At 59.7% G+C, this 16217-nt stretch carries 12 protein-coding genes; 4 read left to right on the top strand and 8 right to left on the bottom strand.

Annotated elements, in window-relative coordinates; genetic code table 11:
- Positions 1-139 precede the first annotated feature (139 nt).
- Together QZY44_RS18950 and QZY44_RS18945 are read left to right on the top strand one after the other, a co-directional pair.
- The gene (locus QZY44_RS18950; protein WP_295449812.1) at positions 140-463 is read left to right on the top strand and encodes a hypothetical protein; all 324 of its coding nucleotides are present in this window, start codon (positions 140-142) and stop codon (positions 461-463) included.
- A gap of 218 nt (positions 464-681) precedes the next feature.
- Positions 682-1068, top strand: a complete 387-nt coding sequence (locus tag QZY44_RS18945; RefSeq protein WP_295449809.1) for a hypothetical protein — start codon at positions 682-684, stop codon at positions 1066-1068.
- Between the two features lie 99 nt (positions 1069-1167).
- Here QZY44_RS18945 and QZY44_RS18940 read toward each other — a convergent pair whose 3' ends face one another.
- From QZY44_RS18940 to QZY44_RS18930, 3 genes are all read right to left on the bottom strand, one after another.
- Entirely contained in the window at positions 1168-2490 is a 1323-nt protein-coding gene (locus QZY44_RS18940) for a VWA domain-containing protein (protein WP_295449806.1), read from the bottom strand.
- 900 nt (positions 2491-3390) lie between these two features.
- Positions 3391-4170, bottom strand: coding sequence for an SPFH domain-containing protein (locus QZY44_RS18935; protein WP_295449803.1), 780 nt, complete (start codon positions 4168-4170; stop codon positions 3391-3393).
- Positions 4164-4490 (bottom strand): hypothetical protein, encoded by a 327-nt coding sequence (locus tag QZY44_RS18930; RefSeq protein WP_295449801.1) that lies wholly within the window; start codon positions 4488-4490, stop codon positions 4164-4166. The genes QZY44_RS18935 and QZY44_RS18930 overlap by 7 nt, the downstream gene beginning before the upstream one ends.
- A 2-nt stretch (positions 4491-4492) precedes the next feature.
- Here QZY44_RS18930 and QZY44_RS18925 point away from each other — a divergent pair, with 2 nt between their 5' ends.
- Positions 4493-4876 carry a hypothetical protein gene (locus tag QZY44_RS18925; protein ID WP_295449798.1) on the top strand — a complete coding sequence of 128 codons (384 nt, stop codon included), beginning with the start codon at positions 4493-4495 and terminating at the stop codon, positions 4874-4876.
- Positions 4877-4886: 10 nt separating this feature from the next.
- Here QZY44_RS18925 and QZY44_RS18920 read toward each other — a convergent pair whose 3' ends face one another.
- Positions 4887-5357, bottom strand: a complete 471-nt coding sequence (locus QZY44_RS18920; RefSeq protein ID WP_295449795.1) for a hypothetical protein — start codon at positions 5355-5357, stop codon at positions 4887-4889.
- 2173 nt (positions 5358-7530) lie between these two features.
- Between QZY44_RS18920 and QZY44_RS18915 the strand changes: the two genes are divergently transcribed.
- A complete protein-coding gene (locus QZY44_RS18915) occupies positions 7531-8721 on the top strand; it encodes an IS4 family transposase (protein ID WP_295449792.1) in 1191 nt (396 codons plus the stop codon).
- Here QZY44_RS18915 and QZY44_RS18910 read toward each other — a convergent pair.
- The 4 genes from QZY44_RS18910 to QZY44_RS18895 form a co-directional block, all read right to left on the bottom strand.
- Positions 8716-9606, bottom strand: coding sequence for a hypothetical protein (locus tag QZY44_RS18910; protein WP_295449790.1), 891 nt, complete (start codon positions 9604-9606; stop codon positions 8716-8718). The genes QZY44_RS18915 and QZY44_RS18910 overlap by 6 nt on opposite strands.
- Before the next feature lie 375 nt (positions 9607-9981).
- On the bottom strand, positions 9982-12081 hold the full coding sequence (locus tag QZY44_RS18905; protein ID WP_295449787.1) for a hypothetical protein: 2100 nt from the start codon (positions 12079-12081) through the stop codon (positions 9982-9984).
- 413 nt (positions 12082-12494) lie between these two features.
- Positions 12495-14603, bottom strand: coding sequence for an ATP-binding cassette domain-containing protein (locus tag QZY44_RS18900; RefSeq protein ID WP_295449784.1), 2109 nt, complete (start codon positions 14601-14603; stop codon positions 12495-12497).
- Complete coding sequence (locus QZY44_RS18895) at positions 14600-15778, bottom strand: tetratricopeptide repeat protein (RefSeq protein WP_295449781.1); 1179 nt, start codon at positions 15776-15778, stop codon at positions 14600-14602. The genes QZY44_RS18900 and QZY44_RS18895 overlap by 4 nt, the downstream gene beginning before the upstream one ends.
- Positions 15779-16217 lie beyond the last annotated feature (439 nt).

Below are 16217 nucleotides of genomic sequence, written 5' to 3'. Positions count from 1 at the left end.
GCCGTCGCGCTCTTTCAGGTGTCCAATTTGCCCTGGAACCGGTGTCCAGTTTGCGCTGGAATCACTGTCCAGTTTGCGCTGGACTGGGTGTCCAGTTTGCCGTGGAATCGGTGTCCAATTTGGCGTGGAATACGCAGAGGTGAAGGAATCCCCGTCCACGACCCGACTCAAGGTGGCGAAAGTGACGCTGCGGCTTCGGGTAGAGAACAACAGCAAATTCGTTCGCGGGAAGGGCAAGGTCCGGGAGGAGATCGAGCGGTATGTGCTCAGCCGCTTCGCCATGCAGCAGGCCGACCAGAAGGGTTGTGAATACCTCCTATCGGTACCTTACACCTCCGATGAGGAGTTGGATCGCACCATCTACGAGGAGATCTACGCCGAAGCGGAACGGTATGCTGACCTTCGGCATTGCTTCATCGAAGCTGACATCCGCTCGGCGGACGACCCGGAAAAAAGCTGGTGAGGTTGAGGGGTTGAGCCTGTCGGGCAGTTCCGACCATCGAGTCACATCGTTGTGGCCCAAAAATGAAGGAATCGTTGTCGTACCCCTTCATGCCGGCTTGCCGAAAGCAGACCACGCCCGCATCATACTCCGCAGCCGTGGGCGCACCGAGTGCGACCCCGACATCCACATCGACTTCAACGTCTCAATCCCGACCCGCTCTATCAAGAGGCCAGACGATGCACAGACGAACACTCCTTCGCAACCTCGCCGCCGTAGTAGCCGCAACGCTGACGGCGCCCTCTTTCGCCCAACACCCGGACCCTGCGAAGCGCAAACCCGACCTCGGCGACGAGGCTGAAGGCCGCTATGCCGGCAACGTGATCTCTGATTCCAAAGGTTCGTCGCACGACGGGGTGACCCTCACGGTCACGCGTATCGGCGTCAACCGCGTCCGTATCACGTCCGATTATCCGCGACTGCCGATGGTCGAGGTCGCGTTAACCAAGGCGATGGGAAAGATCATCCAGGCGCACGGCGACACCGCATACGTCTACGACCCATCAACACGGCAACTCGACGTCAGTTTTCACAATGAAGTCAGTTGGAGCGGTAGGCGGCAATAAGCACGACGCCGATCGGCCCCAGGCGACATGGAGTCCGCTTGCACCAATTCTGCGGATGATCCACCAAGCTTGGTTGTTAGGTCAACCCTTAAAATAAAGTTAAGCGATAATTCCATTTCTCTTAGCGTTTTTTAACCAAATCGGAAATTCATTAAGTAGCCTTTCATATAATTCTTCATCACTGATATGAGCTAAATCATCAACTTGGAAAAATCCGGCATTATCCACTTTTCGCCCGGCCATAGTATCCAAGTCTTCCAATATGCCATAGTTTGAGCCTGCTAATCCTACGAATTGCCAAAAAATTGGATAGCCAGAGGCTTCTATCAAAATCCTTTTAATGTTTTTTTCCTCATAAATACCTCCATCGGTTATAAAAATGACCAATGCAGGCAAATCTGATGATTTATAAGTATCCAAAATCTCTTGCATTACAGGCGGCTCATTATTACCAAAACCTAACCCTTTTACGATAGTACCAAATCCACTCTTAACATTTTTTTTTAGGTAATTTGTGATGTTTTCGATGGATATACCAGGAAATTTTACGTGTTTTGACGCATAAAACCAGGCTTCCAAAATACCGTCATCATCTAATCGTGCCGCAACCAATACCATTCTATCAAGCACCGCTTGCACAGAGCCTTGTTTATATGCAACAGTCATTGAGCCTGAAGCATCCATGACTATGGCAACTTTCGCAACGATATCCTGTAATTGTTTCTTTTCTAACGTAACCGCTAGTTTTTTGGCAAGATTAACTAACTGAGGAGCCTCTTTCTCCAATCGTTTTTCTAATGAAATCGCTTTGGAGAAATTAACTTTAAGGCTGGAACCTAGTTGTGGCTCTGAAGGCTTTTCTTCTCCGCCGAAATGTTTTAGCAAGGCACTTAATCCACCATTAAAACCTTGTCCAACAGCGGCCAATCTCCAGGTATCTTTAATATAAATTTCCGCAATCATAACAGCTTTTTCATTTTTAAAGTCAGAGCCTGAGAAAGAAAACATTGCTAAGTCATCATTTTTCTTAATGACGCGCAAATGACCATCGATAATTTGCGACATTACGCCTTCGCCTTCAATGGTGACAACAAAAACCAGTTTCCGAATCGTGGCGGGCAATCGTGACAAGTCAATTTGAAACTGCTCTTGGTCGCCATTGCGAGAACCTAGACTCTTAAGAGAACCGCAAGGAGAGGTTTTTTGATTGTAGAAGATAAAATAGCTGTCATCCGATAGTTTATTTTCCGCATCCAAACCAAAGCAGGAAACATCTAGTACAAGCGGCTTTATTGTGTTTATGGTAATGCCGACGTTTAACTGCGTTGCATTAGATAATTCGGATAATTTGATTTTTTGACCACGAATTAACAATTGCATTTTTGTCAGCCACAGTTGAAAAGAGAAAAAGGCCTTGATCATAAATCCGGCCAAGACCCAGTGCAGGACCGGCGAAATTGTGCACCTTTGAAAGTGCCAACAAACCGAGGGGGGAAGCACCATGTTCGAAGGTCTTGCCGGAATCGACTTTACCGCAGACATCGGCCCAATAAAAGCGAAGCGGCCACCAGGTACCATATTAGCGTTCGCTTATCATGCAGCCCCGACTGACTCTTCACTTTACGCCGCTTGGCGTCCGGGGTTTGGCGATGCTAACCCGCTGTTTCTGATCTATCGCAGGACGCAAACTCCGAACAAAACGCATGCTCTGTCAAGAGTACCGTCCGGGCTCCCCCCTAATGCAGGGGGGTTGGCAAAGCCATCGGCGTCTGACCTGAACAGGGCTCAGTGCGGGGTTGACGCGCGCCCGTCCCGGCATCGTTGATCTTGCAAGTCGCGGTGCAATATAGAAGCAGGCCATCCGCCGAGGCCGACTGCACATCGCAACTGCTGACATGGCACCTGGTGGCCGCTTCGCTCTTATTGGGCCTCGTAGGGACCGAAGCGCCGCTCACCGTGCTCAACATCGAGCGCGTTGTCGAACAGTCCCATACCACAAGATCACCTCGTCGCCCGCCAAGTCAGTGCCCACACGAAAGGTCATAAGTCATTATCTTTATTTAGGCATTTCGGTTGCGCTCGCTGACCGCCGCCGATGCACTCAAACGCGGGGACTGCAATGACGCCCATGTGCGCGGCGCGTCCCACGACGAGGTCCGCGCGCTGGGACGGACCTTTAGCGTGCGACGTGCGGCCCCAGCGCCAACCCCGCTTGCGCCCGACGCTGCCCACGGGCAGGACTGATCGCCGTATGGTCCGTGATCGCTATGCTCCGGCAACTCGGGATTTGCTTTTGGCGGGGCAGACCAACTAAGGCAATCGTCAGGTATTCGTATCAGCCTTGCTTTCACCGCCCCGTTGTAAATACTGGGTCAGCGCGTGAGAAAGAGAAACAAAGTCAGACGGGATCATCACTACCATTGTGCTGTTGTTATCTGCCCCGACCTCGGCAATCATCTGCATTCGCCGCAACTCCAACGCCGCAGGATTCTCCATGATTTGCGCAGCCGCCGCAGACAACTTTACCGAGGCATCAAACTCGGCCTCGGCCTTGATGATGCGGGCGCGCTTCTCGCGAATGGCCTCAGCTTGCATCGCCATGACCTGCTGCATAACCGCGGGCAACTCGACATCCTTCATTTCGAAGCGCTGAACTTCCAGGCCCCAGGCGAACGTCGAACCGGCGATACTCTCGCCCAGCAGCGTGTTTATCTTGTCACGCTCCTGCAGCACCTCGTCGAGATCGTGCTGCCCGATAATGTTACGCAAACCCGTGAGCGCCAACTGATAGACGGCTGCCGGCGCATCCGCAACTTCGATCACCGATTTCGCCGCATCCGCTATCCGATACCATAAGACAGCATTAACTTTGATGGTCACGCTGTCACGCGTAATCGTTTCCTGCTGTTCGGCAGAAACGGTTCGCGTTCGGATGTCGATCGGAATCGACCGCTCAATGCCCAGCGGAATGATCCAATACAAGCCGGGGCCCCGCAGACCGACGTACCGCCCCAAGCGGAAAATGACGGCGCGTTGGTACTCTTGGGCGATACGTAGACCGGTCAATCCGATGACGACAAGAACCAGTATGATAATCAACATAAGCTCACTTTATCTTTGGCGTCGAGCGCATATTTCCGGTTTATCTTCAGGATCCCGCACCGCAGGTGCCCGCGTGGTCGGGACGCGGGCGCCGCCCACTGCGCCCCCAGGCGCAGTCGGCCGCGGTGCGGGTCGACCACTGGGCCGCCGCCCAGCCGGCTGAGGCCTGGCAACGCCTGTGCCTGCGCGGGGGTGAGAAAGAGCCACTGGTCGCTGAGTACTTGCAGACCCGGGTCTGGGTCTGGGATCAGTCCCAAGCCCACGCCCGCTGCTGGCATCTGTTCGTGCGCCGGGAAGTCGGCGCCAGTGAGATCTCCCACTATTGCTTGTCCAACGCCCCGAGCACACGCCTTGGACAGAACTGGCGCGCGTCCAGGCCCAACGGTTTTTCATTGAGCACAGCTTTCGCGAGGCCAAGAGTGAATGCGGCGTGGCCGACTATCAAGTGCGCCGTTGGGATGCCTGGCATCATCATATGGCCTTGGTGATGTTGGCGACGCTGTTCCTGGCCAAACAGAAAATCCAGGGCCGGACGCAGTGGCCGATGCTCTCTTTCAACGATTTGGTCACGGCCCTGGCCCATCTGCTACCCCGTCGCCAGCTGACCGCCCAAGACGTGGCGGAGATCATCACCAAGCGACACCGTCTGCGGGAGCAGGCCAAGGAGTCTCACGCCCGACGGGCGGCGGCGCTAGAATCAATCTAACAAAGTAGAACTAAGTCCCGGCAGTAATTGGGCTACCAATCACTCTCCTTGGATCGTCGAAGAAATGTACTGAACCTAAGATCGTTATACTTGCCCCAGCAGACAAACCAACCGTTACGCCCCCAAGGTCAAGCCAATAAGGATCATGATCCACTCCCCAGAAAGTCAAATAGGATAAAGCACCGCCGAGGAGGGCTGTCATCTCTCCAGTTGCCATAGTTGCAAATCCAGCGAAATCCTCCGTCATCAAAGGCTTACTTGTCCGAAAGAAAGTCCACGATGGGTTAGAAAGGCTCGCCCCGCGGACGCCAGCTCCAGCTCCCAATGAAGCAGATATGAATCGTCCTGGATATATGACCTGAGAGCGGACATTGAGCAAATAAAAAAGCATGATGTTAACATCTATAATCTCCCCTGCCGACCCAGAAATCCCTGCTGCAATACCCCAATCTAAGCTCGGAAAATCAATGCCGCGGCTCATAACTATTCTCCACTGTTGGCCTTAAGATTGATAAGTAATGATAGTCTCCCACACCCCCCTATCTGGGCTCTTCACTTAACCGGAGTTGCTCCACAATGTGTTCACGAAACGGCGCCAGACGTTCGCCAGACGCCTGTTTTCTTTCCCAGACGGTCCGCATGAGTCCAGAAATTGGCCAAGAAACCCATCCGCGGACCAAGAATCGAGAATACCAGCGCGAGGCACACACGTCGCCCGATTGACGCCGGTTAAGTAGAGAGCCCAGGCCAAAATGGCACTAAATTATTAGACTAATTCTGTCTCGTTCATACCCTGCTACGGTAAGAGCTCGCCCCGGTCCATGGGCCTTCCCCGACAACTGAAATGAGGCTAGACCATGCCTAATCAACTTGTCAAGCCACGAGAACAAAACCGTTCCTTCTGGGGCCGCTATATTGAGAAGATCAATGAGGGCGGCGTTACCCCCTTTTCAACCGAACCGCTGGATGGTGATTCGGGCCTTGCTCATAAATCCGGCCAAGACCCACTGCCGGGTGGTGATAGGCGAGCGGGAAAGTGGCAGGACCCGCGAAATTTCGTACCCTTGGCAGTGCTAACTAACCCGGGCTTAGAAACCATGTTCGCAGGTCCTGCTGAGACTGACTGTAATCCAGACGCGAGGCCGGTGCCAGCACGCGCGTTCGTTCGTTGGCCGGGGGTTGGGCGTAAAGCACCGCTCGCGCCTGGAGCTGGCCGAACAGCGTGAGGCGGCCGCCGCGCTCGTCGTGTCCCGCAGCACCCTGCAGGACTGGTGCAAACCGCCCCCCAGTCGCGGAGTCCTTTGCGCTGTATCTCTTTGTCATCGGCACGATAATAAAATCAGCGCGTTATATGCCTTAGGGTCACTCACAAGAGTTTTCTGGTCAGTAAGTTACTGAAGTTGCCACTGGGTGAAAGTGGGTAGCATAGGTTTTGTGGGTACAAAAGCTAAGAGTCTCGCTGCTAAGAGGGCTTAAACTTGGGGTGAAAAGAATCGATCGCAGCCCTTTCATGAAAGAATTTCAGGCGGTTGCGAACACCGTAAATGGCTCATACCCCCGCCGACTTTATTGATTATGATTCCGGCCGGGTCCCGGCTGGCATGCGGCGCGGCCGACGGTCGGGCCGCGTCGGCGCGACCCCGGACGCGACGCGTTCCCGCGAGGACCGGTGTGCCGAAAGATTATCGCACCGCCCTGGGGTGAATTTTCGCGTTCCGCCCGACGCTACCAACGTAACCCACTGATCGTTCGTTCTGCGTTGGGGTAAACGAAAGTGTCCCCTACTCAGGCGGCTTTATAATTCATAGGCTTCCCGACACCGCTACCGGCTCTTGAGAGAGACAGCACTTGGGGTCCATCAGGGCAAAACCTTTTTCGGACGCCATCACCGAAACCGCTGCCGATCGTCCCTCAGGGCTCGGATTGATAAACATTCATACGTCATGCCTATCCGGTTGTCTAAGGTAACCCCAAGGGGTAGTGATGCGGCCCAACCGTCGCGCTTACGCGTCTTCGGGCACCGGGCCTCGATCATCCCTTCGTCTCTTTCTCGGGCGTCGATGTCTAATGCGGCTCTTCCTGCGTTTCGGACGGCTCCCCCGAAATGACCAGTCGCAGGGGCGATGGCACCCGCTTGCGTGTTGTAACCGATTGCTGCATAAAGTCCATCGACTTCCATCCGCCCTTTCCTCGCGAGTGTCAGGCGCAGCCGTCCGAAACGCAGGAAGAGCCAAATAAGTAACTTCGGGCTAACTGGGCTCCTGCGTCGAAGCAACCGATCCTGCCCTCGGCAGGATCGGCTTGAGGGGGTATTCCTCGGGGGTCGGCGATGGTGGGCGCCATCATGCATAAATCCCGATCTCTCGACAGAGCGGTTACCAACAGATGAACATCGGCACGGCCCGCCCGGGGAGTCACGAGCGGGCGGCCTCGCCGTCAGTGCAGCGCGCCGAGCGCCTTACCTTTCAACTCGCGGAACTGCTCGGAGACCTGCGCCAAGCGCTGGTCCCAGACCGGGTCGGGGGTCTGTCCCTGAGGTATCCCCTCAAAAACATCAACAAAAACAGCGACAAAAATAAGTTTTCAGTTTACTCGTGTGTACATGGGCTCTTGTTGCCATCTTGTAGGGAAGGCGAACCCATCAGGAGGCCCCCATGCACACGTCCACATTATTGCACTTTTGGCTCGGTCAGTGGTTGTCATGTATCCACTCAAAGCGCTTGTTAGCACTCTTCGACATGGTGACCGCCTGCGTCGCTGGCGCCGGTTTGTCCATCACCTCGGTGGGGCGGCGCTTGGAGGGCCCGACGACGTTGAAGCACAAGATCAAGCGCGCCGACCGCTTGATCGGCAATCCTCATCTGTACGGCGAGCGCACCGCCATTTACGGCGCCCTGTGTCAGGCCACGCTGGCCCGGATACCCGAACCGCTGATTCTCATCGACTGGTCAGATATCAAGGCAGACCAATCCTTTCATTTGTTACGCGCCTCGATCGCGGTCGGCGGTCACGCCCTGACCCTCTACGAGGAAATTCACCCCAACTGCCACTACGGCAACCCCAGAGTTCAGGAGCGCTTTCTCCATACCGTGGCAAGCCTGTTGCCGCCTGGCGCAGCGCCCATCGTCATTGCCGATGCCGGCTTCAAGGTGCCCTTTTTTCGTGCTGTCGAGGCGCTTGGTTGGCGTTGGGTCGGACGCCTGCGGGGGCGCGACTACGTCCGACTGAAAATCGATTGGATCAGTGGCAAGTCTCTGTTTCATAAGGCAACGACAAAGCCTGTTCGACTCGGTATCGGCCACTGGGTCAAGAGCAACCCATTGCCTGTCCTCATGGTCTTGGTACGTTTGGCCAAGCGCGGTCGTCATCACAAAACCGCGTTCGGGAAAATCTCACGCTCACGCAAGAGTCTCAAGGCCGCTCGGAGCCAGCGCGAGCCATGGCTGCTGCTCGCCGGGATACGGCTGAGTCTACTGACGGCCAAGGCGATCGTACGTATCTATCGCCAGCGCACGCAGATAGAAGCAGGCTTCCGGGACATGAAAAGCTTGTACTTTGGTCAGGGCTTCACAGCCAATCGTTCACGCGACGCCAAGCGCATTGCCATTCTTGTTTTGATTGCCGCGCTAGCGGCGTTCCTGCTCTTTATGATCGGTGCAACGGCCGAGCGAATGAACCTCGAACGTGGCATGCATGCGAGCAGTTCCAAGCGTCGTGTCTACTCCCTGTCGTTTCTTGCCTCGATCATTCTGAACATCACGAAAGCGGAGATTGATCCATGCGAATTCCTCGCGCCGGAAGAATTGGTCGCCCAGTTCCACCAGGCGCTATTGCTGGATTCATAAACGTAGGAGAAATTCGTGGGGATACCTCAGGGTCTGTCCCTCAATCGCCTTAAAATAGATCTGCATGTAGGCATAAATCGCCAGGGGCTCGATCAGGGCCATCTTGACCGACCAAGCGAGAACGAAGGCGGTAACGAAGGCCCAGAAGCCGAGTTTGCCGGGGATCAAGGCCATGATCGCGAAGCTGGGTCCCAGCATCAGCAGGAAGATCAGCAGAGTCAGCAGCGCGGTGAAGAGCCAGAGCCAGACCGCGTTCTTGATCATCAGCTTGTAGTTCTGGGCATAGAGGACCAGGGCTTGGCGGCCGGTCTCCCAGGGGTTCGTGGACGCATCGCGGATGATCTTGGCGAGGATGATCTCGTCGACATAGCTCAGCGACATCCGCACAATGCCGTTGAGGACCTTGACCAGACTGTCCAGGCCGGGGACCGGCAGCAGCGTCGAGACGCCCTCGACCACGCCACCGATCATCCGCAGTACTCCCTTGATGAGCTGATCTAGCGCGAACAGCACCGTGGACTCCGTGAACCGCTCCTTGACGATGCCGATGGCATACTCGATCTGGCTGCGGCCGTCCGGCAGCACCTGGCCCTCGTAAAGTCGAACCAACACCGCGACATGGCCGGCCTTGACCAGATAGAGGATGGTCTCGCGCAGCCAGTAAAGCAGGCCCGAGGCACCAGCAAAACCGATCAGGGCGCCGAAAAAGGCCCCGCCCCCCGCCCCCTTGCCAAACGCGGTGACGCCATAGCCCAGCGCGCCGCCGACGCCGGTGCTCAGGATGTAGAGTATCGAGATGCCGAAATAGACCAGCATCCGGGCAATGACGAAGGGCGCGGTGCGGCGCATCGCGTCGAATGCGCCGGATAGGTTGAAGTCCCACATGGCTCAGTGTCTCCGCAGCATCCCCATGGATAAGTTGAAAAAATGACGCGTGTCCTACTCAAGGTAGACAACACGCATTGTAAAGCTTTTTCTCCTTGAGGGGGTCGGGCGAGGTCGTCGCACCCCACCATACTTAAATCCCGATCTTCTCCACCTCGTGGGGTCTGACAATCATTGGAAAGCTATCCATAATCGTTCCAATGATTGTCAGACCCCGAGTTCTGAGGGCGTTCGGCAACGAGCGCCCGCTGCCCCGCTGCCCCGCTGCCCCACGGGGCCGTTTAGGGGCACACAGGCGTCCTGCCTGCTTCCTGGTGATAAGAAATTACACGTATCCCGGGCAGAACCCAAGAGGGTGGAGAAGATCATCCCGGCCTACCAAATTTGCAGCCCATGGGTACCGATCAATTTCCGATTGAGCGTGATCCACAGTTCCGCCTGATCCGGACGCACGCTCGCGAAATAGTCCGTGTCCGCGGCGAGGCCCACGCCATCGAGGCTGACCTGGACGGGCGGCGTCGCCTTGGTGTAACCGTGGACCACGATGATCGGCGTATCCAGGGCGACGGTGGCCGTGGTCGGCACGGCGAATGTCAGGTTGACGGCATTGGCCGCGGCATCGACCTCCCAGGTCCCGTAGATCGGGCTATAGCCGGCCGGACTGTAGGGCTTCGTATCGGTGCGGCCGACGCCCGCGATGCCCTGGGTCCTGACCGTGCCCAAGGTCGCGGTCAGGCGGGTCAGGTTGATGGTTTCGGCCTGTTTGGCGACGGTCTGGGTCGGATTGGCCGAATGGGGATCAAGGACCACATAGACACTGTAGCTGACCTTGGGATAGCCGCTCACCGCGTAGCCGTTGCTGTTGGTAAAGGCGCTATTGCCTAAAGACCCCCAATCCGCCCCCCAGGCCAGGCGCTTGTTGCTGGTGGTTTGCGCCGCGCTCGCGACCGAGTATTGGACGAGTTGGTAGGCCCAGTCGCTGCTGCACGGCAGTTTGTGGTTGTAGCCGGGGCCGGCCCCTTGGTCGTTCAGGCAGAGCTTCCCCATGGTCGCGCTGGTCTTACCCCGCCACACCGGTGCCTGATAGTTGTTGTAGCCGCCGGCATTCTGCCGGGCGACGATCTGGGTGCCCGCCAGGCCCATTTGCGCATCGACGGCGGCGGCCCAGAGCGCATCATAGGGGGCGCCCGTATTGAGTTGCGAGTAGTCCCAGTCATTGTTCATCGTGAACGGACTGCCAAGCGTGGTGAACCTGTAGCGGTCGCCCCAGGCCACCCCGGCGACCAGGTTCGCACCGGTGCCGCCCTCGATATTCATGTCCCCGTAAGGCGCGCGAAAGTCGGAGTCGACGGCATGGTCAGGGGCGGCGGACAGATCGAACGTCACTGACCACACCGGGGAATTGCGCCCGGTGGCGAACATCCAGTGGATGCGCACCGGCATGTTGTAGACGGTGACATACTGGCGGTTGGGATCAGCGGCCCCGGTCAGCCAGGTCCAGGGGTCGATGGAATGGTTGATGAGGGCCGCCGCGGTCAGGCCATAGCGGACGTAGTTGAGGCTGTACTCGTGGATGGCGTGGTGGTTGCCGGTGAATAACTTCCTGAAGGTGGCCGCGTTGCCCGAGCCAAGCGGCGAATCGTCGGCGCCATAGGCGTTGGCGAAGGAGGGGTTACTCAGATGGGCAACGACATACCCGAAGCCGGCCGCACCGTTGGCGGCGGGATTGACGGTGCGCGTCGTCCCGTTCGGGAGCGTGTAAGTGAATTGCTTGGCGTTACCGCCTTTGCTCGTGTCGTTGCGGGCTAGGGCCGCGTTACGCACACGGCAGGCGGCGTCAGACCAGGTGTACTGGTCGTTGAGGAAGCCGTTGATACTCTTGCCGGCGCCGGCGATGCCCGAATCCACGACCACGGGGCGGCAGGCGCCCGCGGCCACGGCGGCGACCAGGGCGAGGTTGTCGAGGTTGAAGGTGATGCCGCCGCCGCCCAGCCCGTCTTGCAGGTTCAGACGGGTCATGGCGGTCAAACTGCCGGTCAGTGCGCCGATCGGAATGCTGACGCTCGACCAGGTGTTGGCGGCGAGCGCCGGGGAGGCATAGCCGCCCAGGGTGACGGCCGGTCCCAGGGTGTTACCGTCCTGCAGGGCAAAGACGAGTGCCGCGACCTTCGCGACGTTGGTGGCCGCGCCGGGATTCACATCAAAGGTGATGGCCGACAGCGACCCCAGGCCGACGGCGCCGGCGTCGCGGTTCAGACTGAAGGCGCCCCAGGCACCGGTGATCGCGACCCGCGCCGAGGCGGTGCCGGACTTCTTGACAACGGTGTCGTTGGTGACAGCGGTACTCCAGCTCCAGTTGGCCCAGCCGCCGGCAATGTCGTCGAGATAGGCATACTCCGTGGCGGCCGACACATTCGTCGCCAAGGCCGCGAGCAGCGCGGCGGCGAGCCGGGATAGGGGTCTAGGGGCAGGCATGCGCATCGTCTTCTCCCGTTAGATTGAGCCTTGGCCTTCACGGAACACCGCCGTCACGTTCGAGACAATAGTTACTATAGCTCATCTCAGTGGGTAGGCTGGAACATTTCGGCCCCTCCCCAGGCCAGCACTGGCGTAGCGTCAATTCGCACGATGTCCTCTCGAAAACCAGCGTTTGCGAAAGGACCGCCGTGCGGCGAATGCTCGCCCGGCTTTATCGTGCTGAAATTTCCGTTTCGTGAGCTAAAAGTGGCCCCATGCACGCTGCGCTGGGCGAAGAGTTCGGCTGTGGCTACGTCTTGCCCGCCCTGCAAACGCGGCACGGATGGTGCCTCTCGAGCCTGATCCTGGGCGCGGTATGGGGGCTGTGGCACCTGCCGTTTTTTTCATTACCGACACGACGACTACAGCCGCTAAAGATGGGCAATCAAGATCAAGGTCGGCGCCCGCTCCCACAGCACCGCCATGGTCTCGCGCAGGGTCCGCGGGTCCAAGGAGGAAACACTCTCGTCCAAGATGATGATCTGTGCCCCCTGCAACAGGGCGCGGGCGATATAGATGCGCTCGCGCTCACCGTGACTGAGTTGCCAACCGGTTTCACCCACCTGCTGCATCAGCCCGCCCGGCATCCGCTCCAGTAGCGGCCCGAGACCCAGGGCGCGACACAGACCCTGCGCCTCCTCCAGGTCCGCCGCGGAGGGCGGCCAGGCACGCCCCAGCAATAGGTTAAAGGCCAGGGTCCCCATCAGAATGTGATTCTCATGGAACTGCGGCACCAGGGCGATGCGTCGCCGCCAGAGTTGTTCGCCCAGGCTGGCCCGATCCAGGCCACCCAGCAGGCAGAGCCCGGCCTGCGCCTGCCGCTGCCCGGCAAGGATGGCCGCCAGGGTGGACTTGCCGCTGCCCGAGGCGCCTTGCAGCAGCAACCGTTCGCCCGCGTCGACCGCCAAGCTCGCCCCACGCAGCACCGGCTCGGTGCGGCCGGCATGGCGATAGACGAGATTGCGCGCCGCGATGCCGGGCGGCGCTGAGTCGGCCGCGGCCGACGCCTGAGGATCGCCCAGACTCTGCGGCCGAGTGGCCGCCTGCCAGAAGAGACGAACCTGCCCGAATGCAACCCAGGCGCCCAGCAGTTGCTCCAGTCCGTCGGCCAGATGACGCAGCGCCAGATAGGCCACCAGCACGCCGCCCAGGGCCACGGCCAGGGGCGCAGCACTCGCCCCAGCGCCGGCCGCAAAGGCCGGAACCAGGGCGGCGATCCCGATCAGAAAGCCACCCCGCGGCAAGAGGGTCTTCAGCAACAGCGCCGCGCGGTCGCGTGAGCGACACACCCGGTAATAGCCCGCCAGGGCCGCATCCTCACGGCGGTTCCACTGGTCCTTGGGCTCCTGGACCGCGCGGGTACGGTGGCCCACCATGGTGTCAACCAGGGCGTCGGTCAGGAGCAGGCGAGTCTCGGTCCAGCGGCGCTGGCAACGCAGATAATGGGCGGCGAAACCCGCGCCGACCAGCGCCCAGGCCGCCAGCGCCAACAGCGGTCCAGGCACCGGGGAAAGTGCGAGCAGCCCCCCCGCCAGGCCCAGTTCCACCAATCCAGTTAGTCCCAAAAACCCGCCGGACACGGCCATTTGCTCCAACAGATCGGCCTCCAGGATACAACCCAGGAGGCGGCCGATGCCTAGGTGGCGGACCTCGTCCGGGTCGAGTCGCAAGGCCCCGGCGAGCAGGCGGCGCTTCAGCACGGCCCCGCCGCGGATCGCGAACAGACCGCTGGCGCGTGAGGCTAACAGGTGTAAGGGCAGCAGGGTCAGGAGTAATAGCGCCCAGGCTTGCAGCCAGCCGAGGTCGAGGTGCCCCGAGAATACGCCCTCCCCCAGCAGCCACCAGGACCCCAGCCAGAGCAGAAAGCCGAGGGCGTGGGCGCCGAGCAGCGTGCCTAAGAGCCCGCTGACCCGGAATTCCCCGGCCTGCCAACCCAGCGGGGCGCCGCTCGCGGGGCGTACGAGCCAGCCCGCCCGGACGCGCCGCTGGGCCAGCAGCCCATCCCGCAAGGCCGCGCTGGACTTTGCGCCCCGGCGACCCGTCAGCTCGGCTATATTGGTCAAGGCGGCGAGATCGGCGGCCAATTCAGCGCACAGTGGGGCGCAGAGGCGCTGCCGGACCGACTCCAGCGGCAACGCGCGGGGCACCTGTTGCTGGTCGAGGACTTGCAGGTCCTTACCGCGTCGCCGCAGGACCGGCAGAAAACGGCCATCGGGCAGGGCCAACACCGCGGGAGCGCAGCGCTCCAGCAGCCTTGGCATCCCGGCGTAATCGGTCTCCACCGGCTCGGCCTCGAGACCGAGTTGGGCGGCGATGCGGGCGAGCTGGCCATCCTCGCCGTCGCCCGGCCGGCCACTGCCGGAGCGCCCCGGATCGGTCCAGGCATCGGCCCAGCCGCGCGCCTGACCCAGGGCCGCGACCGCCTCGCCGAGGCGCTCCGCTGGCCAGGCCAAGGCCGCCGGGTCAGGCGCGGAACTCACGCGGTCCGGGCGGCGCGCGCCGCCTCCCAGTGCGCACGGCAGATCAGGGTATGCGGATGATCGGGGCCGGCGGCCTGTTCCAGAATATCCAGCGCCCGGCGGAACAGCGCCTCGGTCTGCGCCGCCTTACCGATGGCAGGATAGAGCATACCGAGATTGTTGAGACAGATGGCGGTCTGAGGATGTTCAGTGCCCAGGCAGCGTTCGCGGATCTGGATGGCTCGCAGATACAGCGCCTCGGCCTCTGCTAACCGGCCCCGCGCCTCGGCGATGGCGGCCAGATTATTGAGCCCCAGGGCCACCTCGGGGTGCTCGGTGCCGTGGCGGGCGACATGGATCGCGAGCGACTGGCGGTACAGGGCCTCCGCCTCATCGTAACGGCCCTGCCCATCAAGGATGGCGGCCAGGGTGCCGCGCGTCACCGCCAGTAGCGGATGGTCATCCGGATAGAGGGCTTCCTGCAAGGCAAGCGCCCGCCGACACCGCGGCTCCGCCTCATCGAAGCACCCGCGGGCATGGTCCAGCCCGGCCAAGTTATAAGAGATGGTCGCGAGCGCCGCGTGATCAGGCCCATAGCGACCCTCCAGGATGCCATGCGCCCGGCCATAGACCGTTTCGGCATCCGCGTAGCGACCCCAGTATTTATAGAGCACGCCCAGGTCATTGAGGCTGTCGGCGGTCTGCTCGGCATCCGGGCCAAAGTGCTGTTCCATCAGGGCCAGGCCTCGCAGCAAGGAGGTTTCCGCCTCGGCATAGCGGCCCAGGGCGCGCCGCGCCGCGCCCTGCTGACTCAGTGCCTGACGGCGGATGCCCTGACACAGGGCCAGGGTGTCCGCATCGGTATCGGCGACCAGTGCTTCCTGGGCGAAGAGCCCGTCCATAATCGCCGCGGCCCGTCCGGCCAATGACTCTGACTCGCCATAATCGCCCAGCTCATAATGGACGGCGGCCAGATTGTTAAGCACGTTCGCCACATCGGGCTGCTCGGTGCCGCCCGTCGCCGCAAACAACTCCAGGGCGCGTCGGTACAGGGCCAGGGTTTCACCATCGCAACGCCCTTGCCCGGCCAGATAATCGCCCAGGTCGTTCAGCGCGGCGGCGAGGTCGTCGGCCGCCTGCGACTCGCTTTCGAGCGCATTGATACGTTCACGCAACTGGAGTTCGGTCTCGTGCATGGTGTTATCGTTCCGTGGTCAGCGTCTTCAGGTCTGACGGCAGATCATCCCGGATGCGCACACAAAAAAACCGATCTAGCCGGGGGCAGGATCGGTTCTTTCGGCGTGGGGCGCTGGTTAGGCGCGGATGGTGTCGCAGCGGTTGACGGTCAACGCGCCGGCCTTGACGTTGCTCTTGACTTGCATGGCAATAGCTCCAAACGAATGGCAGTCTCAGTGGGGTTTACCTGAGGAGAACATCCTCCAAGTACGACTAAATATAGAGAAGAGAAAAACCAAATACAATCGGGCAAGGCCAGAATGGCGCTAAGTTAAGCCGCGCTCCTTTCTCAATCAGTCGGTTACCGTTGCGATTTTTTGCCAGAAAGCGGCGTATTCAGCGCTGTTTCTTGGGGTGGCCGTTCTTGCGAACCTCCTCCTGCGCGATCCGCCGGGGCTT

This window comes from uncultured Thiodictyon sp., assembly GCA_903837595.1.
In the GTDB taxonomy this organism is placed as follows: Bacteria; Pseudomonadota; Gammaproteobacteria; order Chromatiales; family Chromatiaceae; genus Thiodictyon.
Note: the sequence above shows the minus strand (reverse complement) of the source record. Positions and strands in the feature narration are given on the sequence as shown.

Coding starts and splice junctions, on each gene's coding strand:
- QZY44_RS18910 (WP_295449790.1), bottom strand. CDS start 9,606: ATGTGGGACTTCAACCTATCCGGCGCATTCGACGCGATGCGCCGCACC.
- QZY44_RS18905 (WP_295449787.1), bottom strand. CDS start 12,081: ATGCCTGCCCCTAGACCCCTATCCCGGCTCGCCGCCGCGCTGCTCGCG.
- QZY44_RS18920 (WP_295449795.1), bottom strand. CDS start 5,357: ATGAGCCGCGGCATTGATTTTCCGAGCTTAGATTGGGGTATTGCAGCA.
- QZY44_RS18945 (WP_295449809.1), top strand. CDS start 682: ATGCACAGACGAACACTCCTTCGCAACCTCGCCGCCGTAGTAGCCGCA.
- QZY44_RS18915 (WP_295449792.1), top strand. CDS start 7,531: ATGCACACGTCCACATTATTGCACTTTTGGCTCGGTCAGTGGTTGTCA.
- QZY44_RS18935 (WP_295449803.1), bottom strand. CDS start 4,170: ATGTTGATTATCATACTGGTTCTTGTCGTCATCGGATTGACCGGTCTA.
- QZY44_RS18940 (WP_295449806.1), bottom strand. CDS start 2,490: ATGATCAAGGCCTTTTTCTCTTTTCAACTGTGGCTGACAAAAATGCAA.
- QZY44_RS18895 (WP_295449781.1), bottom strand. CDS start 15,778: ATGCACGAGACCGAACTCCAGTTGCGTGAACGTATCAATGCGCTCGAA.